General features: G+C 35.6%; 14 protein-coding genes and 1 riboswitch. Of the genes, 7 read left to right on the forward strand and 7 right to left on the reverse strand.

The genetic code is table 11. The annotated features are described in order from the left end of the window. Positions 1-77 precede the first annotated feature (77 nt). The 3 genes from tamL to IPZ78_RS09955 form a co-directional block, all read right to left on the reverse strand. Positions 78-2,429: a translocation and assembly module lipoprotein TamL gene (gene tamL / locus IPZ78_RS09945; RefSeq protein WP_225553228.1), complete on the reverse strand. Its 2,352-nt coding sequence runs from the start codon at positions 2,427-2,429 to the stop codon at positions 78-80. Next, positions 2,395-7,677, reverse strand: coding sequence for a translocation/assembly module TamB domain-containing protein (locus tag IPZ78_RS09950; protein ID WP_225553231.1), 5,283 nt, complete (start codon positions 7,675-7,677; stop codon positions 2,395-2,397). The genes tamL and IPZ78_RS09950 overlap by 35 nt, the downstream gene beginning before the upstream one ends. A 175-nt stretch (positions 7,678-7,852) precedes the next feature. Beyond that, on the reverse strand, positions 7,853-10,777 hold the full coding sequence (locus IPZ78_RS09955) for an alpha/beta hydrolase family protein (protein WP_225553233.1): 2,925 nt from the start codon (positions 10,775-10,777) through the stop codon (positions 7,853-7,855). A 430-nt stretch (positions 10,778-11,207) separates the two neighbouring features. On the opposite strand from IPZ78_RS09955, the gene argH reads away from it, so the two are divergent. The 7 genes from argH (at position 11,208) to IPZ78_RS09990 (ending at position 18,952) form a co-directional block, all read left to right on the forward strand. Continuing rightward, positions 11,208-12,539 (forward strand): argininosuccinate lyase, encoded by a 1,332-nt coding sequence (argH, locus tag IPZ78_RS09960; protein WP_225553234.1) that lies wholly within the window; start codon positions 11,208-11,210, stop codon positions 12,537-12,539. 74 nt (positions 12,540-12,613) lie between these two features. Then, a complete protein-coding gene (locus IPZ78_RS09965; RefSeq protein WP_225553236.1) occupies positions 12,614-13,540 on the forward strand; it encodes a M23 family metallopeptidase in 927 nt (308 codons plus the stop codon). Between the two features lie 58 nt (positions 13,541-13,598). Next, positions 13,599-13,692: riboswitch (TPP riboswitch) on the forward strand. Between the two features lie 65 nt (positions 13,693-13,757). Further along, positions 13,758-14,477 carry a class I SAM-dependent methyltransferase gene (locus tag IPZ78_RS09970; RefSeq protein ID WP_225553238.1) on the forward strand — a complete coding sequence of 240 codons (720 nt, stop codon included), beginning with the start codon at positions 13,758-13,760 and terminating at the stop codon, positions 14,475-14,477. 2 nt (positions 14,478-14,479) lie between these two features. Beyond that, positions 14,480-15,523, forward strand: coding sequence for an AIR synthase-related protein (locus IPZ78_RS09975; RefSeq protein ID WP_225553240.1), 1,044 nt, complete (start codon positions 14,480-14,482; stop codon positions 15,521-15,523). Next, positions 15,510-16,169, forward strand: coding sequence for a thiamine phosphate synthase (locus IPZ78_RS09980; protein ID WP_225553242.1), 660 nt, complete (start codon positions 15,510-15,512; stop codon positions 16,167-16,169). The genes IPZ78_RS09975 and IPZ78_RS09980 overlap by 14 nt, the downstream gene beginning before the upstream one ends. Then, on the forward strand, positions 16,147-16,413 hold the full coding sequence (locus IPZ78_RS09985) for a Trm112 family protein (protein WP_225553245.1): 267 nt from the start codon (positions 16,147-16,149) through the stop codon (positions 16,411-16,413). Before IPZ78_RS09980 ends, IPZ78_RS09985 begins: the two co-directional genes overlap by 23 nt. 91 nt (positions 16,414-16,504) lie before the next feature. Continuing rightward, a complete protein-coding gene (locus tag IPZ78_RS09990) occupies positions 16,505-18,952 on the forward strand; it encodes a phosphocholine-specific phospholipase C (RefSeq protein WP_225553248.1) in 2,448 nt (815 codons plus the stop codon). Positions 18,953-19,128: 176 nt separating this feature from the next. Here IPZ78_RS09990 and IPZ78_RS09995 read toward each other — a convergent pair whose 3' ends face one another. The 4 genes from IPZ78_RS09995 to IPZ78_RS10010 all read right to left on the reverse strand — a co-directional run bounded on the left by IPZ78_RS09995 (position 19,129) and on the right by IPZ78_RS10010 (position 21,512). Beyond that, positions 19,129-19,389 carry a hypothetical protein gene (locus IPZ78_RS09995; protein WP_225553250.1) on the reverse strand — a complete coding sequence of 87 codons (261 nt, stop codon included), beginning with the start codon at positions 19,387-19,389 and terminating at the stop codon, positions 19,129-19,131. Between the two features lie 373 nt (positions 19,390-19,762). Then, positions 19,763-20,518, reverse strand: coding sequence for a DUF3800 domain-containing protein (locus tag IPZ78_RS10000; RefSeq protein ID WP_225553252.1), 756 nt, complete (start codon positions 20,516-20,518; stop codon positions 19,763-19,765). A 95-nt stretch (positions 20,519-20,613) separates the two neighbouring features. Beyond that, positions 20,614-21,108 (reverse strand): dihydrofolate reductase, encoded by a 495-nt coding sequence (locus tag IPZ78_RS10005; RefSeq protein WP_225553254.1) that lies wholly within the window; start codon positions 21,106-21,108, stop codon positions 20,614-20,616. 47 nt (positions 21,109-21,155) lie between these two features. Beyond that, positions 21,156-21,512, reverse strand: a complete 357-nt coding sequence (locus IPZ78_RS10010; RefSeq protein ID WP_225553256.1) for a four helix bundle protein — start codon at positions 21,510-21,512, stop codon at positions 21,156-21,158. Positions 21,513-21,532: the final 20 nt, after the last annotated feature.

Here is a 21,532-nt window from a genome sequence, read left to right on the forward strand (position 1 = left end):
GATTATTTATACTATTAAATATAATCATTCTCAATGATTTAATGAAGGTATGTCTGAAAATAAAATATCCTTTCTGATTAGAAAGGATATCCTATAGCTAAATTGAAGACCAAATTATCACGCCTCCAATTTGAACTTTTGAAATCAATATCTTTTATTACCCAACGATCATTTTTTGGATAATATGGAACACGTATAGGTAAGGCTAAATCTGTACGAATAATTAAAAAGGTGAAATCGAAACGAAGACCCGCTCCAGCTCCGATGGCTAATTCAGATAAGAATTCTTTCGAAAGTTTTCCGCCCAATTTTCCATCATCTCTATTCTGTAACCAAATATTACCAGCATCGATGAAAGCTGCCCAATTTAAAATACCTACTCCAAAATCTACGATGCGATTGCGGTATTCCGTGTTTATTTCTAATTTATAATCACCAGTCTGATCCGCAAAGAAATTGTCTTCACCAATATTTTCAGGAACTGCTGATCCTGGCCCCACTGCTCTCGCACGGAAAGCGCGTAAACCATTAGGACCACCTGAATAAAATTGTTTCAAATAAGGTAAGGAGGCTGAGTTACCATAAGAATAACTCATGCCCAACATAACCCGCGAAGCTAATTGTGCATGTTGACCTAATTTTAAATAATGACGACCATCGGCTTCAACTTTTACAAATTGACTGTATTTAGTGCCGAATAGTTCTTTTTGATTATCGTTTTTATAGCTCGCGCCTTGAATAAGGCCTAATACATTTCCTGAAAGATTCATACCACCTTTGAAGTAGAACGTGTTTTTTCGCGCTTCTTCCATAGTGTTTGTAAATGTATAGGTGTAATTTGGACCAAAAGAAAACTGTGGCTCCACGATCCGACGTAACGTGGGGATAGTATCCATCTGCGCTTGATAAGCTTCCGATATATTTCGAGGCTGCACGTAGATGATTTCTGCTAATGTCAAATCATGTTGTTTTTGCTCATTTTCCTTCCACATGTATCCATAGTTTAGTGTGGATGAATTAAGCGTATAAGCTGTTCGACGATTTAAAAATTCGTAGCCAAATTTAAGGTAGGTCTTCGGAATAAAACGTCGACCAGGGCTCCATTTATATAAGGTTAATAATCTAGGCCATGTAATAGCCATTTCTGCTCCATAGCGATAATAAGATGAATTCAAATTCACATTACCACCTGTTTGGGTTTCATAACCACCAAAAACATTAAATGATACTGTCTCAGCGCCCTTAAAAGCATTACGAAGCGTCCATGTCAAGTTAGCTTCAGAGCCATTGTATACCGTAGCTGTTTTTGCCAAAAGCTCCAAGCGAAGGGACTTTTTGGGTAGTGGCGTCAAGTGGTAATATACGTCCAAGGTATTAGCGGAATCCGGATTGGGTTCAAAGCTGTTTTTAACAAATTTAAAAGCATTCAGATTGACTAAATGATTAATAGTTAAGTTGTGATCATGACGATTGTATTCTTGACCTTTTTTAAAGAAAATATGATTTGCGATTACTTTTTTTCTAAACGTATTGTTACGGTCAATAATGTAATAATTGTCGTTAAAAAGTTCTAAATATTCCGTGTTAGGTCTTCTACTATAGCCTTGGGAAGTCAAAGTATAGTTTGGATAAATGAAAATATCTCCAATCTTTTGAGGTTCTTTGGCTTGGGCAGATATCTCCGGTTTTAAAGTAACATAAGTATTGACTTTGTGGTCTCCTATAGTACTATCTACTTCTACTAAAATATTATCTGGATTAAAGTAGTAATAACCTTTGTTTTTTAAATCATTGTCTATGCGGTCACGCTCATTAAGAATCACATCCAAATTGTAGTTAGCCCCTTTTTTTAATAAAGACTCTGATTTAGAGGCTGCAATATCTTTACCTATATTACTTGCAGAGTCAATATTGAAAATTACGGTGTCGATTCTGTAAATTTTGCGCGGTACACCAGTATAAATAACCTTAGCCAGTTTTCCATCAATACTTGTATCAGAGCTTACTGTCGCATTAAAAAAGCCTAAATTTTCTAGACGGTTACGTAATAAATTTTCGTTATATTCTCTATTAACATCACTTAACAATACAGGCTCTTCTCCACGCTTTTTTAATATGCGTTGAAAGAAGGTTGAAGAAGTATCATAGCCACCACCAGCATTCCAAAACATTAATTTCCATTTTGCACCAAAAGCTTTTTTATTCGGTTTGGGCATGACCAATCCTTCAAGATGCTCTTCAAATTGTTGTTTACGTTCAGCATCAACAGTACTATCCATCTCTAATTGTACGTCACCTTCAACATACAGTTTTTCTCCTTCAGGAAGGTGTTTTGTTGTGCTACAAGACATCATATAGCAACATAGGATAGCTATACATATCAAACCTAAATTTTTACATCTCATTCGATCTCCTTTCTTCATCTTCATTTCGAATAGCGGTATCTTTAATTGATTTGATATTAGTAGTCGTATCGTTTTCTGTCGAATCTACAGGAGTTTTATTCAATTCTTCTTTCTTTTTTTGTTCTTCAATACGTTTACGATAGGTAGGGTTATGTTTCAACATACTATCACGAATTACCAAACGCACACTATCCCGATATACAGAATCTGTTTCCATACGCTCTACATTAAATCTTCTTCGGAAGCTACTGTTATTAGGATCCGTATAAGCTGCAAGAGCCCTTTCATTCATGAATAATTCTTTAAACTGATTGTAACTCATGTTGATAATGAAACCAATACCTGTTTCGACAAATTGACCTTGTAAAGTCGCCTGGTATTGATTTTTACGATATACACGTGCAAAGTATCTACCATCTTTTGAAAGTTGATAATCTAACGAAATATCACCAGCAATATTGTTAGGTTTTTCTCCTGGACGTGTTTTTCCCTCAACCTCGAAATTGGAACCAATAGTGATTTTTAAGCGATCATCAAATAACATCTTTGATATCCCGACATTCAAATCTGTTCTGTTTTGAGCTGATCCTGAAAGATAATCTTGTTCAGATTGCAAATTGAAATCCAACTCTATACCTTTTATAAGATCAGAAGCCAAATTATTCAATTGACTTGTTAAGAATGAACTTACCGAGCTACGTGCAATCCCTTCTACACCTCCACCACCTGAAAGACTTTCAAATGGATTAGCAGACATAAATCTTCCCATAATAATCAATGAGAATACCTGTTTGTTTAATTCTGCTGGGTCATCACGTAAGGCGACCAAGGCATTATTTACTTTGGATACCACATCTTGGGATACTATAGCGTTATTTTCATCTAGATCGATATCAAAAGCAATTGCAGGTTTAAATAGTTCGCCTGTAAGAATCAATTTTACATCGAACGGAATACGTTGTTTGTATAAATTAGAGCCTTCAGTTCCCAACTGGTTGGCTACTAAATCCAGGGTAGGGAAGCGTCCTTTATACAAGGCTGTAATATCCAAACGTGCATCCAGAGGGTCTCCATTCCAGGTGATAGTACTGCCTTTTTGAAAGTCAAATTCTTTCTTGATTGGACCAAAATTAAAGGAATAATTACCATCTTCGACGGTAAAAGTTCCCGACATTGTAATCTTTTCACTAGCATCAATAGTAGTTGTTAACTCTGCTACGCCTTGTATATTTAGGGCATCTTGCGAACCTTCATCTATAATGATTTTGAATTTAGCATCCCGATCTGTGTTGAGATTTAAAGATAAGTCCATCCCTTTTAGACGTGTGGCGGTCGTCATAGAGTCTAATTTTGCAAAGACATTATTTCGCGCGGTATCACTTTTGTCCACGAATTTTACAACACCATCACGTTCCGCAATTCCTGGATTATCATTAGGCACTATAAAGACAAAATCTGTGTTTTGATTTGCAGCTACATTTCCGTCAATCGCAGGTTTATCAAGGTCTCCACGAATTCGGATGTTAGATGTGACATATAATTTACCGTAGAAAAGATCATTGTCTTTACGAGTTGAATTAACGGCAGCAAAATTATTCGTAGTCAAATTGAGATTGAAATCGAAATCCGTATATGTTTTGGTTAAGATTTTTCCGTTCAATTTAGCCTCGTTACCTTTGCCATCTTTCAATAAGAATTGCTTGAATTGTAACCCTTGGTTGGTAAAGCTTATTTTTTGATTATCCATTAAGAAATCCGCGTTGAGCATTGCAACGTTAATTTTTGCCTTATTAAAGATTAAATCTCCATTGATTATTGGGTTATCTAAATTACCTGTAATATCAAGTTCACCTGTTAGATCTCCTTCTGAATTTTGAAGGTAGCCCATGCTGAAAGCCTGAATGGTTTTCATTTTTAGTGGCGAAAGGTTCAGTTTAGCTTTAAATGATGGTTTGCCTTGAAGTGGTGCAAAATATTCCCCTAACAGTCTTACATCATTACCATTTTCAATTATTTGTACATCAGCCGAAAATGTATTTTCTTTTTGATTATGCACATTCACTAATACGTTACCTACCGTATCTTGACCGAAATAGAATTTTTTGATTTCCAAATCAGAAACAAACACAGGCTTAGTATCTAAACGGGATACTGTCGCTGTACCATTTATTCCTCCACCAACATTCCAAGTGTCGGACTCCAATATTTCACTTAGTGTCTCTATACGGAAGTTGTTAAATAGAATGTCAATAGGTGCATTTAGTGTAGAATCTTGCGATTGAATACGTAATTCTTGTCCATTATTGTTCAACACAAAATCATGTGCACGAATACCGTCCTTACCAAAGCTTAATTGGTTGTTTTGGCTGGTTTGCCAAGTGTCATAGTTTAGCATTAAGCCGTCTTCCAATAGACTTAATAAGTAATTACCATTTTCTACTCCCATTCGTGCCCCCAAATGATACCTGTCTTTGTCTTCTTTATCTTTTATCCATAGTCCAAAATCAAGATTATTCTCTATAGCTTGCCCACTTAGTACGGTATTTTTAAGCTCGATTTGATTCATTTTAATCTTATCGATCAAAGCCGAATAATACAATGTACTATCTACAGTAATGATATCCATCCCTAATCTATCCACCTCAATTCCACCATAAATAACACGTGGAGCAAGGAGTTTAGCCATAATACTCTTTTGTTGGCTATCAAATGTACCATCGAGGGTAATATTATTCATTCTTTCCAAATCAGGAAGGAAATCTTTTAAGAAGCGAGAGTGTGTTAGCGTTGCTGAAAATTCAAAATTCTGCGCATCATATTTTAGCTGTTTTGGAGGTTCATTATTAGGGTTATAATAAACACGGACAACATCTTGCATGGATGCGCCTAACTCTGTTAGCTTATATTTGCCTACCAAGTGTGCACGTACGAATTCAGACCGTAGCATCAACATATTGCGTGATGTATCTGCCTTTGCAATTAAAGAAATCGTGTCTAGGGCATATCGTTGATCATTGTAGGCAATTGATGATTGTGAAATATGTAATTTTCCGTTAAGGTGATTGAGGTCTGCTGTCTCAAAATCAGCGTCTATTTTTCCATGGTAACGGAAATTATCATCTATTAATTTCAAATTTTGAAGATTGACAGAATCAATCATCATATTCATTTTCACTTTGGGGTAGGTGTCACGCATATCAGCAGCAAGATTTGCTCTGAATCGAATATTAGGATCAGTACTATGTACAGACCCCGCAATATCCCCACTTTGTGCCATTAAATCTAGATTGATGTCATGATACGCGTATCCCATGGCATCGAAACGGTTGATTGTTCCTTTGACATCGGCTGCCATAGTTTTAGGATTCAATCCCCTACCTTTGATTTGTGCATTTGCGGAAATTATTCCCAATACTGAATCTTGTTTTAGTAGATGTCCTAAATTGAAATTGTCTATCGAAACTTGTGCATCGTAGGTCGTATCGCGTTTGCTCATTTGGAGAAAACCATTCACAGAAGCATTACCTTTGTCTGTGATGAGTTTCATGTTTGCATCGAAGCCTGTTAGACCTCCTTTGAATGTTCCTGCCAATGAGATTGAGTTTGGAAACTCAATTTTCATATCTTTTGGTAAGAGTGATTTAGCGACCAAGCGATCCAAATCACCTTTTCCAGTTGTTAATTTTTTTAGATTAAGATCAATGTTTAGCTTGTCGGTATTAGGAAGTCCCTTTATCTTAGCTGAAGCGATGATATGCGTTTTATCCAATGTCTTGAATTCAAGATTCGGAATGTTCAAATCATCTAAGCGACCAACGACCCTTCCATCAATATAAAATTTTCGGGTCATTAATGGCTTCATCACATCCATTTTTTCCAAATCAGGTGCAAAGAACTTGATATCCTTCATATCGATTTGCGTTTTCTTAATACGTGCGTCGATATTAACTAATTGCGGATATTTTGAAAGCGCATCTAACGATGGATAAGAGATTTTTATGTAATCTTGGATGGTGGTATTCGGAGTTTGTACGAGTAAGTTTTCTATAACAGCTCCTGTGTTGTCATAGACAAAATCTCCTTTAAGTTGTTTGAGGTACAACCCTGAATGATCCTTTGCTGTTATGTTCGTAACGTCACCTGAAATTGAGTCATTTGAGTAATAAATGTTGTTTATCGCACCAGCTAAATCTTTAATTCCAATATTACTGTAGTCAAATCCTTTCATCCTTGATTGGTTATCATCTCTGAACAAAAAGTTGGTTTTGTCTACGGCTATTTTATCTGCGGAAACGACCCAATTTATTGGTGTACTTGATGTATCTTGTTTCTCCTTGACTTTAGTTAACTTATCAAAGATCACGTAAGAGTCGGATTGATCTAGAATAATCTCTTTTAATTTGACTACTTCTTTGTTTAAATCAATCTGCTCTACATTCGCCGAAAGATTCTTAATATCAAATTTGCTCTTCATCGCTGAAGAAGCATCTTCGTATTTGATGAATATGTTTTTTAGCAAAATGGTTTCTGTGCCTAAATTAGGTAGTAGAGAAGTTGTGTTTGCAGAGGCATCTGTTATACCAAAATCTTCGGGATTTACTTCCTTTGCTTTCGTAATTGGTGCCCACTGTTTGATTACTGCTGATAGACCATCGATATCAATCTTAGGAAGATCAAAAGTCATATTGTCTGCAAGATCAAAAGTTTTGACACGCGTTTCTAATTTATTTAATCGGATAGCAGCCGAGGTCCCGATCATGTCATCTGTATAGACAAAATGAATTTTTTCTAGGCCAACTTTATCTAGGTTAAAAATTAAGGCTGAGGCAGTATCAGTAGCGGTAGGGGTGCTTTCTTTTTCTGAAGCAAATGCTTTTACGATATAGTCAAAATTAAAGTTACCATCTGGAGCACTGCGTTTTATTTTAGATGTAATACCCACTAATTGAATCTCTTGCACTTCAATAGTGTTCTTGAGGATTTTGAACATATCGATGTCCACTTTTATCTTTTCACCCGCCACTAATGTGTCACGTGATTGATCTTCAAAATATACATTTTCAAGTACCAACATCTTGGGAAATGTGATATTCACATAGCCAATATCAACAGGAGTTCCAATCTTAGTTTCAAGATAATTTGATACTTTACCGGCAATATAATTTTGAACGGAAGGAAGTCGTATTAAAAATACGATCAATAATAATAGGGCTATAATGGAGCCTATTATCCAAAGGAAAATACGTACAGCGACACGGGTAAATTTGTTCAAACCTGAGTTTATCTACTTAAATAATGTTAACACTGAAATAATAACATAAAAATAGTGGAAATGTTTACTATTTCATGTTAGAAATGCAAAAATAAAATGATTTAACTATAAGTTTTAGTTTTTTGTTATTCAATATATTAAAAAAGGGCTAGTCAATGACTAGCCCTTTCCATTTTTAGAAGGCACGATCTTCTAAGTGCTTTGGAAGATCTATATAATCTATTCCTTTTGCCCACCAGTCTGGTGCTGGTTTTCCTTTCAAGTAATAATCAAAATATTCCATCATGCGTACGGCATAGTCTTTCTTGTTGACTTCTTTTACCAAACCATGATTTTCACCGTTATAAGTAAGCATTACGACAGGTTTATTCAGACGACGTAAGCTGTTGTAATATTCTACACCTTGGGTATAATCCACCGCACCATCTTTATCATTATGCATGATGATCAAAGGTGTATTTACCTTTTTGATATGGTAAATAGGTGAATTACGTACATAAGCATCCCAATTGTCCCAATATCCAGTTGTCAAACGACCTTGACTAGATTCAAAGATACTTTGGTTTGAAGAACCTGAATTCCAATAAACCAAAGAATACATCGATATCATGTTGGTCAATGGTGCTCCGGCAACCGCAGCTTTGAAAATGTTAGTCTGCGTAATTAAGAATGAAGTCTGGTAACCTCCCCACGAGTGACCGTGTATCGCTACATTTTTCTCGTCAACAATACCTGTAGAGATGGCTGCTTTTACAGCTGGTACCACACATGCTACAGCAGACATCCCTGGATCATTCAATTTATATTTGATGTCTGGCATCAATACCGCATAGCCATTGTTTGTATACATTGCTCTGTTGAAACCACCTCCTGGATAAGTCGGTTGAGAATAATTATTCTTTTCGTCGGTCAATCTTTCGTAAATATATGTAATGGTAGGGTATGATTTTCCTTCTACATAATTTGCAGGTAAATATAATGTAGCTTGTAAAGTGTCACCGTGATCGGAGATATAAGTGATCAATTTAGAACCAGCAGATAAAACACCTTTTTGTTTATCAGAAGTGTTATTGGTCAATTGTTTTTCTTGTGCTAAATTCTTATCCGCTGAGACAAAGAATTCAGGAGCAACATTTGATTTTTCTATAGTATAGAATAAGTTATTGCTGTTTTTTGGTTTTCTTATGCCACCAAAATTTATGTCATCCAATTTCAAAACCTGTAATTTTTTACCGTTTGCAGGTAAAAGAGCTACACCTTTTTGTTTGGTTGCCTGATTCATGACGATAAAATATTGATCTTTTTTCAAATCAATAAAATCATCATCTTCGTAAAGATTGTTAAAACCAGCAGTAGTTAATTTACTATCTTTCCAATTGTCTGTTAATTTAGTAGCAGATTTTCCGTCTATAGAAACTTTCCATAAGTCAAAATTATCACGCAAAAGCACGAATTTATTATCTGCAGTGAATCCGTAAGAATTTATTCCTACTTTCTCAACGTTATGATCTGACAACATGTCAACGAAGGAGGCTGGTATATTCTTCGTAATATTTGTGATAGCAAGGGTTTTGGTGTTTAATACCTGATAATGACCATCGATATATAATAATAGGAAATCAGAATTAGGAGAGAAACGTACACCTCTCATTGCATTTAAGTACAATTTTTTGAAGGCTAATTGTTTGTTTCCAGTCTTAATATCGATGATATACAAATCACCATAACTTTGACCATTTAAGTTAGCTTCGTATTCGTACGGCGTGAAATCAAATCCATAACCTACTAACTGATTTGGTGAAAGTGCGATAGATTTTATGGTACTGTCTGCTAAAGAGACAAACTTATTTTCATCAACTTGCCATGCACTCATCGTTGTGAAATTCTTATCTCGCTGTACTTGTAATTTCTGTGCATGCTGCAAACGCTTATCTTGCCAGTTCCAGATAATCATATCAGGCTTTTCTAAATCCTTTTTATTGACAACTGGCTTTTTAGCAGGTGTAGGTTGTTTAGTATTAGCTACAACTTGTACCGAATCTTTTTTTGCTGCAATGGAATCTTTGGCTGCTGCATTTTTTGCATCAGCCTTAGCGATATCGTCTATTTTCTTTTCTGTAGATTTAGGCTCTTCCGCTTTTTCTAGTTTGGCTACACCAAAAAATATTGTTTTTAGATCTTTACTCCAATACGCTGTAGCGTTTTCTGAAATACCATATCCCGCAGTAATTTGATTTTCATCCAATCCACTATATGTAAATAAATCTCCATTATGCGCTTTGATGTTTTTGACACCTAATAACGTATAAACTGGTGTTTTATATTTTTTGTCCGTTTTGGATTTTAATAGAGCAAAAGCAGTCCCTTCTTTGTTCCAAGACAATCTTGAGAAAGTTGCATCATCATTGTTCAAGGCGTTAGAAATACCAGTGTTTAGATCCATCAAGAATATTCCATTCCCATTTTTGCCATTAGCATCAATGATATATGCTAAATATTGCCCCGATTTATTGAAGCTATATTCACTTACGTTACCTAGATTATATTTCTTTTTGGTAGCTAAATTGTATAACAATAAGTCAGAACCTTTTGCTCCAGCAGATGCCTGCATTGGAGACGCAGGTGCCCCTTGTCCTTCAAATCGTATAGCGACCCATTTGCTATCTTCATTTGAAAAGCTATAACTCTGAACCTTATCGAAGGATACCGATGCGGTGTCTTTTAATGCTACAATTTTCAACTTTTTGCTAGAAGGTCTACGAGATTTCTCATTTGCCTTAATCTCCGTAAATTTAGGGCTTTCAAAAAAGCTAAAATACTGTGCGTTTTGATTGAAAAATATAGGTGTACTCGCACCCCCAATTTTATAATTAAAATTGCTTGTATCTTGCGTACTGCGCAAAGTCAAGGTAAGATCACCTTGGGTTGGTCCTGAAACATAAGCTAACCATTTGCCATCTGGAGATGGTGTAGCTCCGTTTGTTCTTAAATAATTCCAATTTGGAATATCCTGCCAAGCAAGTGTTTTCGAGACTTCTTGCGCAAATGGTGTTAACCAAGCTAGTTGACACGCAAAAAACAAAATCGATTTTTTTGTCATTTATTTTCGATAGGTTAAAATAATACGCTATAAAGGTATTTATTATCTTTCAATCTTTTTGTACTGTATTAAAGATGTTATTAAGTGCAGAAATGTAACAAATGATGGCGACGTATTAGTCTAGTGCTTTATTCCTCAATGTTTTTATAATTAAGAAAGTTAAAGAAAATAAGAATGGCACACCTACGAAGAATACTTTTATTCTGTATGAAATAGGTATTTCATTTTCTGGAATGGAAGTGTACGCATTATCCATCCCGATGAAAAAAAACGCAGGGATTATTCATGTAATGACAAGCAATACAGAACTCCGTAAACCCCATAAGAGATTGAAACGAAAGTTTAGTAAATTCCTCATCTCTTAAAAGATTAAGTTTATAAAAGTTATATCTAAATTTATGGTATTTTTGTGATTCAAAATAACTTTTGAATGAAAATTTGGCAAAAAAACATTGACGTAGATTCTTTTGTTGAATCGTTCACGGTAGGTAAAGATCGTGAGATGGACATGCATTTAGCAGGTGCTGATGTGTTGGGTTCTCTAGCTCACACACGTATGTTGAATAGCATCGGCTTAATGACTGATGAGGATTTGGCTTCCGTTCAACAAGAACTAAAAAATATATACAAAGAAATCGAAGCAGGACAATTTCAGATTGAAGACAGTGTAGAAGATGTACACTCTCAAGTCGAAATGATGTTGACGCAGCGTATAGGTGAGGCAGGTAAGAAAATCCACTCTGGTCGCTCGCGTAATGACCAAGTTTTGGTAGACTTGAAGCTGTATTTCCGTTCGGAAATTCATAGTATCTTTAACAATACCGAAGTATTGTTTAGTCAATTAATAAAGTTGAGCGAACAGTATAAAGCAGTATTAATGCCAGGTTATACACACTTGCAGATCGCTATGCCATCGTCATTTGGATTGTGGTTTGGTGCGTATGCAGAGAGTTTAGTCGATGATTTGCATATGCTGAAGGCAGCATGGTCTGTTTGCAATAAGAATCCGTTGGGGTCGGCAGCTGGTTATGGTTCTTCTTTTCCGTTGAATCGTACAATGACGACACAATTGTTAGGCTTTGAAGATTTGAATTACAATGTCGTTTACGCACAAATGGGACGTGGTAAGACCGAACGTATCTTGGCACAGGCGATGAGTTCTATTGCAGCTACATTAGCCAAGTTTGCTATGGACGTTACGTTGTTCATCAATCAAAACTTTGGATTTATTTCGTTCCCAGCGCATTTGACAACGGGATCGAGCATCATGCCACACAAGAAAAATCCAGATGTATTTGAATTGATTCGTAGCCGTTGTAATAAGATTCAAGCTCTGCCTACAGAGATTGCGATGATGACGACAAATCTTCCAGTAGGCTATCACCGTGATTTGCAATTGTTGAAAGAAAACTTATTTCCTGCATTCCAATCTTTAAATGAATGTTTGGAAATCGCGACTTTCATGTTGGAAAATATAGAAATCAAGAACAATATTTTGGATGATCCTAAATACGATTACTTGTTTTCAGTAGAGGTCGTGAACAATGAAGTGTTAACAGGAATTCCATTCCGCGAAGCCTACAAGAATATTGGATTAGCTATCGAAGAGGGAACTTTTCAACCTTCTAAAGAAGTAAGCCATACACACGAAGGAAGTATTGGGAACTTATGTAATGATCAAATTCAACGCATGTTCGCCGAAGTAAAATCAGATTTTGGTTTTGAGAAAGTAGAAAGGGCTTTAGCTGAATTGGTGAAATAAATTTTTAGCTACATACAAAATATTATAAGACTTAATTCAAAATTGGATTAAGTCTTTTTTATGTATCATTGTTTATGAGAAAGAAAATTAGCTTTTTGCTTTTGGCTTTATGTATATCGTTTCACTTAGTTTGTGCACAAGAGGGAAAAATTGAAATAGCAGCAGATGTACAATCTGATAAATCTGTTGAATTCAATTTCACGAAAAGTGATCCTGGAACATTTACGGTTCAAACTAAATTCAAAACGCTATCTAATGCATCTGAATCAGGGTCTACGTATCAAGCTAGAGGATATTCAGGGGTGTTGTTAACCCTACAACCCATAAATAAGGAACAAAGTGTAAGTTATTCTTATTCGTATCGTTGCATAAGAGGAAAGCTATTACCCAAAGTCAATTTTGAATTTATTTATGCTTTACCTCATAACGATAATGTTGAGGTGCACGTAGGTGAGGCAAGTTACTTAAGCGCTAAATATTTTGGTAACGTTGAACCTAAAGATTGGAAGAGTTATTATCTCTATACAGAAGCTGAAGAAAGTGTGTTAGCAAGTAGAAAGGGGTTGGTTGTAGAAGTAATCGACGGAAATGAAGATTTTACGGATGATGTAACATTCAAATCAAAGAATAACAAAATTATTATTGAGCATGAAGATGGTACATTAGCTAGTTATGGTGCGTTGAAGAATGGCAGTATAAAAGTCAAAGCTGGTGATACTGTCTTTCCAAAAGATGAACTAGCGAAAAATAGTAAAAGAGGAGATCAAAGATATTCATTTGCATTTTCCATTATGTATCTAAAGGCTGCTGATCTTTTTGTAAATGAAGGCAAGAATATCAGTAATGATCAAAGTTTATATGGATTTGTAACCCCAAAATTTTTGACTGCTACTGGTGGAGTTATTCTTGACAACCATAGTAAACATCCCGCTGTATGGAATGAAGAGGTAATTGTCAAAGAGATGAGTAAAAAGGAGTTGAAAAAACATAAGAAAAATTAAATAATTGATAGTGTGAAAAATATTGGCTAATATTGATTCAAACTTAAGCTAATAAGTAAAATATAGCACGGGGTGCCCTCTATGGAGAGCTGAGATTATACCCGAAACCTGATTTGGATAATGCCAACGTAGGGATGCAGGATACGATATATTATTGTACTCCATTCGGTTGGTCTTATCCATACGAATGGAGTATTTTTTTTATTCAATATATCGTATGGAATTAATAAGACAAAATGTAAAAGAGCTGATTCCTCAGCGTAAATCAAACTGGCAAGGTCGACCAGAATGGTTCTTCAATCGTGAACATACAGATACGTATGAACAATGGTATGAGGGAAGGTATAAAAGAGCCGAAGTCTGGCAAAAAAAAATCATAGGAGAATTAGTAGCTAAAGAACCAAGAATAAAGGAGCTTTTAGAGTTTGGTTGCGGTACTGGACGTTTTACCCGATGGTGGAAAGATGTTGGTATTTCTGCTACTGGCGGTGATATTTCGCCATTGATGCTTTCACAAGCCAAAGATTTGTTTGATGGGGATTTGGCGATGGCAGATTCGCATTTTATGCCCTTTAAGAATCATACATTTGACTGTGTGGCTTTTATTACCACTTTCGAATATTACCGAGATCCTGTAAAAGTTATTCAAGAAGCTGCTCGTGTATCACGTCACGGCATTGTGATGGGAATGATGAATCGTAATTCCCCTAAATTCTTTAGAAGACGCATTCAACAGGTATTTGGAAGAAATCCTTTCTACGTGACAGCACATTTTTACACACCTGAAAATTTAATCAAAGTTATTGACAAAGCACTCATGGGCCGGAAGTATACAATTCATTGGTCATGTACAGGCTTGCCTAAATGGTTTCCAGTCCAACAATGGTCTGTTCCTATAGGGGACTTTTTTGGTTTGTTTGTACATTTTGAGGATTAGCCATGAATAAATTAAATCAAAGCTTGGTAGATACTGTTTTTTCAAAAAAAATAGGATTTGCTAGGGATAGTGTAATGCAGGGGCCTGCGTATGGTGTGGATTGCTCAGTCGTATCAATTACGGATAATTTGGGTATGGTCATAGCGAGTGATCCTTTAAGCATTATACCTCAAATTGGCATGGACGCGTCTGCGTTTTTATCCTTACAATTAGCTGCAAATGATATCGCTACATCAGGACTACGACCTCAGTATGGACAATTTGTACTTAGTTTTCCAAATTTTGTGGATAAAGGAGGGTTTGAACACTATTGTGAATTTATTCATCAGTATGCACAGAAAATGGAAATTGCCATTACTGGTGGCCATACTAGTTTTGTTGCAGGCAATAATTCTACATTGGCAGGTGGACTTACATTATTTGCTGTCGGCGAAATGGAAAACATACTAACTTCCACCCAAGCAGAAGAAGGAGATGTGCTTCTGATGACTAAAACAGCAGGGCTAACAGCAACTTCTGTTTTGGCTATGGTATTTTCCAATTTTGTGAATTCAAAATTGGAAAAAGAGATTGGAAAAAGAGCTTCTTTTAATTTTTGGAATATCTCTGTATTGTTAGAGGCTCAGACTGTCAGCATGCTTAATAAGCACGCAAAAATAGTAACAGCTATGCACGACGTGACTGAAGGTGGTGTAATAGGGGCTGCATATGAATTCGCAGCAGCATCAAACAATGGAATTTGTGTCGATACGGATAAAATTCTTGTTTCTATGGAAAGTACGGCTATCGCTAATGTTTTTGATTTGGATGCCAAATCTACTATTGGTGCTGGTAGTATGTTGATTTCTTGTAAGCCAGATAAGAAAGATATAATTATTAATCAAATACAGAGACAGGGTATTCCATGTACAGTAATTGGGAAGTTTCTTTCAGAGCAGGAGGGTAAGTATATCATAAGCGATAATCGTGAATATGAGTTACAGACTCCTTCTGCGGACAAATATTGGGAAGTCTTTTCTAAATCAATTGAAAATGGCTTATCGTAAAATAAAATATAACTCCGATATAAAAGGAGTTTACGTTATACTTGACATGCGAACGTTTGCTGTCAGAGATCTTCGAAAATTAGATTATCTTTTATCAGAACAGGTAATGGCTGTACAAATATGGGATAACAATTTATTACCTAATAGAGATTTGATGATTTCGTTAATAGAGGTAGTCCATCAGCATAATATCCCTATTCTGATTAATAATAAGTATGAACTATTGCAGGATTATGATTTTGATGGGGTACATTTTGATGATATTCCTAATGAGTGGAATACAATCAACGAACTACTCAAGGACAAAATTTTAGGTGTAACCTGTACTAATGATCTAAATATAGTGGAGTGGGCAACTAAGCATCAGCTCGATTATCTGTCTTTTTGCTCTATGTTTCCATCTGAAAATAATACACGCTGTGTTTTGGTTGATAGGGAATTAATTAGATGTGTGCAGCGACAGTATAAAATTCCCATTTTTTTAGCAGGAGGAATTACCCCTCAAAATATGAAGTTGTTGGATGGTATTAATTATGTGGGGATTGCTATCGTTTCAGGATTAATGAAGGCAGACGACCCTAAAGTGATTGTAAATGAATTTTACCAAGCATTAAATACAAATTATGAAAATAAGTACAATACATAAGTTATGTTGTCCTTTCGATAGGGCTGACTTAAAACTAGAGGTTATAGAGCAAACTATAGAACATGATGTTCGCACTGGAAGTTTGTCTTGTAGTTTATGCAAGCGTTTCTATCCAATTATCTCGGGTATTCCTATTATGAGTCCTGATGAGTACCGAGATGTTGAAGTTGAAAATGTTTATTATGAAAATTTAAATCTATTGGGAACACCAAAAGAAATTAAGAATTTCAGATTGCTATCATAAGTTATCAGCTCCCCTAGGGAGCTGATATTTTTAAAATAGGATTCGTCTGAATAAGGTTGTTATTTTTATATTGCAATTATAATCCTTCGACATGGAAAATAGAAGATCATTTATTAAAAAAGCAGGAATGTTAGCCGGGGCATTTGGGATGTTTACGCATTTGCCCAAGTCGATTGAGGCAGCTTTGGCTATAGATCCTTTAAATGGTTCTACATTTTTAGATGCCGAACATATTGTATTGTTGATGCAAGAAAATCGTTCCTTTGACCATTCTTTTGGCACGTTGAAAGGAGTACGAGGATTCAACGATAGACGCGTTATACAATTGTCAAATGGTAATCCTGTTTGGCTGCAATCCAATAAAGAAGGTAAAACATTCGCTCCATTCCGAATGGACATTAAAAATTCAAAAGCGAGTTGGAGTGGTGATCTTCCTCATTCGTGGGAAAATCAAATTGGTGCTTGGAACGAAGGGAAATTTGATAAATGGTTGGATTGGAAACAATCTGGTAGACGAGAGTTTAGGGATTTGCCGCTGACTTTGGGTTATTATACACGCGAAGATATTCCTTTCTATTATGCTTTTGCAGATGCTTTTACCATTTGTGACCAACATTTCTGTTCATCAATTACGGGTACAACAACCAATCGACACTACTTCTGGACAGGTAAATGTGCGGAAAATCTACTCAGTAAGCCATTGACACGTAATTCGGACACTTATTACAACAAGATGAAGAGTTGGAAAACTTTTCCTGAGCGATTGCAAGAGAATGACATCAGTTGGAAGGTTTATCAAAATGAAATTAGTCTGCAGAATGAAATATCAGGTGATGAAGAATCGCTGCTTGGGAATTTTACAGACAACAATCTGGAATGGTTCGCTCAATATAATGTACGATTCAAGAAGAGTCATATTGAATTTTACAACCGTAGAATAGCGGAACTACCTGTAGAAATAGAAGAACTTAAGCGACAGCTGACAACTGAGCCGAATGCACAAAAGTTGCAAAATACATTAGCACAGAAAGAACAGCAATTAGAAAGCTTCAAACGAGAAGTGGAACAGTATTCGTCAGAGAAATTTGAACAGCTTTCTTCCTTTGAGAAGGAACTGCATGCAAGGGCATTTCAAACGAATGAAGGAGATCTCGATTACCATGAGACTGAGGAAGTCGACTTTGAAGGAACGAAAATCAAAGTGCCTAAAGGTGATATTCTGTACCAATTCCGTAAGGATGTCGAAGATGGAAAGTTGCCTACAGTGAGCTGGCTTTGTGCACCACAGCATTTTTCGGATCACCCCAGCGCACCCATGTATGGAGCCTGGTACTTGTCGGAGATCTTAAATATTCTGACTAAAAATCCCGAAATATGGAAAAAGACAATTTTTATTCTCAATTATGATGAGAACGATGGTTACTTTGACCATGTACCGCCATTTGTAGCACCCAAGCCAGGAGATACGACATCAGGTTTGGTTTCGGATGAGTTGCAAGATGGCTTGCAAACAGAATTTATGACCAAAGAACAAGAGCTACAGTCTGGTATTAAACCCGAAAATGCAACTGAAGGTCCAGTAGGTTTGGGGTATCGTGTCCCGCTGATTATTGCTTCGCCTTGGACTAAGGGAGGTTGGGTCAATTCGGAAGTATGTGACCTCACTTCGACCATTCAGTTTATGGAGATATTCCTGAATAAAAAGTATAACAAAAACATTTTCGAAACCAATATTTCCAACTGGCGTAGAGCCATCACGGGGGATTTGACTTCTGTGTTTCGTTCCCATAATAGTAGGGATAGGTTTAGACTACCAGACTTTCTGGATATGAAAAAGCAGATTTCAGAAATTGATGGTGCAAAAAACAAACCGCTACCAGATGGTTATCAAGAGCTTGATGTCATAGCAATAGATGGGATAAAGAACGGTAATAATCATCCGACTTTGCCTTATCAAGAGCAAGGAACAAAACCATCTAACGCTTTGTGTTATGAACTCTATGTTCATGAAGAACATCAGGAGGGCAAACTTAATTTGATTTTAGAAGCTTCAGACGAACTGTTTGGGGATAAAGCGCTGTCAGGTGCTTTTAATGTGTACGACTTATTGCAAAAGAACCGCTTCAGTAAATCTTTTGCGGTGCAAGCAGGAAAACAGCTGCAATACAATTGGGATAAGGTGGATGACAATGCGTACAACCTAGCTTTGCATGGACCGAATGGATTTTACCGTAAGTTTGCTTCCAAAAGAGGAGAGGAGTCATTGCGTATTAAAGCCTCGTATTCGTCTAAGAGTAATTTGATTTTGCATATCGAAAACTTATCGAAAGCATCGCAAAAAATTCAAGTATTAGATGCATATCGCGGTAATTCAAAATCTATTTTAGTCAAATCAAAAAAATCAACGACACTAGAAATTGACACAAAAGAGTTTGGTCGCTGGTATGATGTTTTGGTAAAAGTGGAAGATTGGGAAAGGCAGTATGCTGGACGTATAGAAAATGGTAAACCTAGTATTTCTGATCCATTGATGGGTTAGGGGATTTTCAAATACCCTCGTGCCGGGCGGGCAATAACTTTTTTCCGCAAAAAGTTATTAAAAACTCGTCGCTGAAAAATTTAGCTTTGCTGAGCTCGTAAACTCGGTTTGCACAATGGTTATCTATTTTTTCATATTGCAAAATTTTATAAGGCGACTATTTTCGAAAATATTGGCTAGTTAGATTCTCTAAGGTTTAATTCTTTCTCAATTTCTTTGGTTAGTGCATTGCTTTTATTGGAATTTTTGATGAAAAAATAGGCTACAACCAAAGCCATAAGAGAACCAAAACCTATACCTCCTTTAATAATGCTATAGACAAATACGCCTACAGTAAAACCAACGAGTACGGCATTGATGATTTTTTCTGATTTCAAACGTTTCAATTCCTTGTATAAATCAGCAGTATGTTGCGCTGAAATGTTTGTTATTTTCATGGTTTCCTTGGTTATCTAAAAGCAATTTAAAAATTTTTTATACATTTTCAAATTCTTTAGGATAGTGCGCTGTTCCATTGACATCCATCAATTTGGCTTCGACCTCTTCTTGTTCAAAAGCTTGTTTAGTGATTTGGTAAATTGCTTGGTGATCTTTGGATTTTTCTTGCTGGATGGTTGGGACATATTATATTATTGATCTATTTGACTATTTAATGTTAGATTTATTTAATAGAGGAGTTTCTGTTACAAACAAAAGAAAAAAATGTTAAAAAATAATATTTTACTGATTATTATATATATATATTTGTAATGAATCTGAACAGAACTAGTTTCTTTAGTAGGATTCCCCCGGTGGCTTACGTCACCTTTTTTATATCTCTACAATTCCATAATTGTTTTTTGAGGTTACCATTTTTACAGTTACGTTATCCAATCTCTTATAAAATTTATCCCCTCCTTTTTTCTTCATATAAGTGTTCGATTGATATTTTTGTTTAATGCAATATGCTAGAACATCATTCATTTGATGTAAAAATGAATATTGAGAATCTCTTAAAACTGGATTCTCGATTACAGAATTTATTTTGATGTTTCTATATCCTGAATTATATATTTCTGTTTTATTTGGGATCGTATTATAATGTCGCATTTTCCTTACAAGTCTCCTAAGTTTAGTTCCCTCTGTGTTATCAGATAGTATCATTCCTCTATCATCTGTATTAGAGGGGCCACGAAAATTTTTATTACTAATTGTATTTTCAAACCTCATTATTAAAGTATTCCAAGCTAATTCAAAAATGTCATCATTTCTATTATTTTTATCAATTACAACACTAAATACATTAAGGTCAGGTTGTAAATTTAGCCAGTCAATACACTTTTTAATAATATCTAATCTATCATTTCTTTTTATTCTGATAAGTTTACCAGGTTTGTTAATTAATTCTGTGCAATGAATCTCTTCTCTTAATTTTAGCCCTTTGGTATCTCTTAAAAATTTTCTAAATTCTACCAGACTTTCTAGAGTTTGTTTCCACCTTAACTCATGAATTACTATTGCGGACAATATAAAGTATCTAGTTGGGCTGTTATTAACGCCAACATCTCCACTTTCGTCAACATACATTAAATACATATTCTTATTAAGTTTATTGGTTCTTTAAAAATCATTTCCTTCCAAAAGTATCGTGGAAATACCTTTGGAAGAAAAGGGAGTATTAGTTACGCTCTTTCGTATACTTCGAACGTATAATCAAAAGCGTGTTTTTCGTCTTTTTCGTACTTTTCAGCACTGACTAATTTCCATTCATCATCTAACAATTCAGGGAAATACGCATCGCCATCTATCGTAGTGTGCACACGAGTCAACAAGATTTTATCCGCTAAAGGCAATGTTTGCTTGTAGATTTCTGCACCACCGATAATAAAGACTTCACGCTCATCACGACAGTAGTTTAATACTTCTTGCACACTATTAGCTACATCCACTTCTTCGTGATTGTAGTTCATATCATGCGTCAAAATAATATTGCGACGCTCAGGAAGTGGTTTGCCAATGGAATCAAAAGTCTTACGACCCATCACCACTGAATGCTCCAATGTATTTTTCTTAAAGTATTTAAAATCATTAGGCAAATGCCACAGCATCTGATTGTTTTTGCCGATGGCATTATTTTCTGCAGCAGCTACGATTAATGTTATTTTAGTATCAGTCATTTTAGATTATTAATTATTAATGGTTAATTGTAAAAATTTATCTCACATCAACTCATATTTGCTTTAGTAGTTTTAATAATAGATGTAATCAATTTAATGATTTTAATCGCATCGTTTATTATACTTTCAAATTGTTCATCTGTGAGATAATCCGTTTCTTTCAACAATTCCAACCAGTATATAGTTTCGTTAATTTCCTTTTGTGCAATACTCATTTTGTGTTTAAAATCAGAATTTGATTCCGCGTGTTCTGCTTCACGAATCATGGCACCAACACTCGTTCCTGAGCGAATTAATTGTTTACTCAGTACAAATTCTTTTTTCTGTTCACGCAAATACTGAGAAAGCTTCACGATTCTGACCGCAAATTCAAAACTGATGTTTTTAATGATATTCTCTCTCATTTATACATCATTAATCATTT

The organism is Sphingobacterium bovistauri, from assembly GCF_020295405.1.
Lineage (GTDB): Bacteria > Bacteroidota > Bacteroidia > Sphingobacteriales > Sphingobacteriaceae > Sphingobacterium > Sphingobacterium bovistauri.

Coding starts and splice junctions, on each gene's coding strand:
- IPZ78_RS09970 (WP_225553238.1), top strand. CDS start 13,758: ATGGAATTAATAAGACAAAATGTAAAAGAGCTGATTCCTCAGCGTAAA.
- IPZ78_RS10010 (WP_225553256.1), bottom strand. CDS start 21,512: ATGAGAGAGAATATCATTAAAAACATCAGTTTTGAATTTGCGGTCAGA.
- IPZ78_RS09975 (WP_225553240.1), top strand. CDS start 14,480: ATGAATAAATTAAATCAAAGCTTGGTAGATACTGTTTTTTCAAAAAAA.
- IPZ78_RS09955 (WP_225553233.1), bottom strand. CDS start 10,777: ATGACAAAAAAATCGATTTTGTTTTTTGCGTGTCAACTAGCTTGGTTA.
- IPZ78_RS09995 (WP_225553250.1), bottom strand. CDS start 19,389: ATGAAAATAACAAACATTTCAGCGCAACATACTGCTGATTTATACAAG.
- IPZ78_RS10005 (WP_225553254.1), bottom strand. CDS start 21,108: ATGACTGATACTAAAATAACATTAATCGTAGCTGCTGCAGAAAATAAT.
- tamL (WP_225553228.1), bottom strand. CDS start 2,429: ATGAAGATGAAGAAAGGAGATCGAATGAGATGTAAAAATTTAGGTTTG.
- argH (WP_225553234.1), top strand. CDS start 11,208: ATGAAAATTTGGCAAAAAAACATTGACGTAGATTCTTTTGTTGAATCG.
- IPZ78_RS10000 (WP_225553252.1), bottom strand. CDS start 20,518: ATGTATGTTGACGAAAGTGGAGATGTTGGCGTTAATAACAGCCCAACT.
- IPZ78_RS09990 (WP_225553248.1), top strand. CDS start 16,505: ATGGAAAATAGAAGATCATTTATTAAAAAAGCAGGAATGTTAGCCGGG.
- IPZ78_RS09980 (WP_225553242.1), top strand. CDS start 15,510: ATGGCTTATCGTAAAATAAAATATAACTCCGATATAAAAGGAGTTTAC.
- IPZ78_RS09985 (WP_225553245.1), top strand. CDS start 16,147: ATGAAAATAAGTACAATACATAAGTTATGTTGTCCTTTCGATAGGGCT.
- IPZ78_RS09965 (WP_225553236.1), top strand. CDS start 12,614: ATGAGAAAGAAAATTAGCTTTTTGCTTTTGGCTTTATGTATATCGTTT.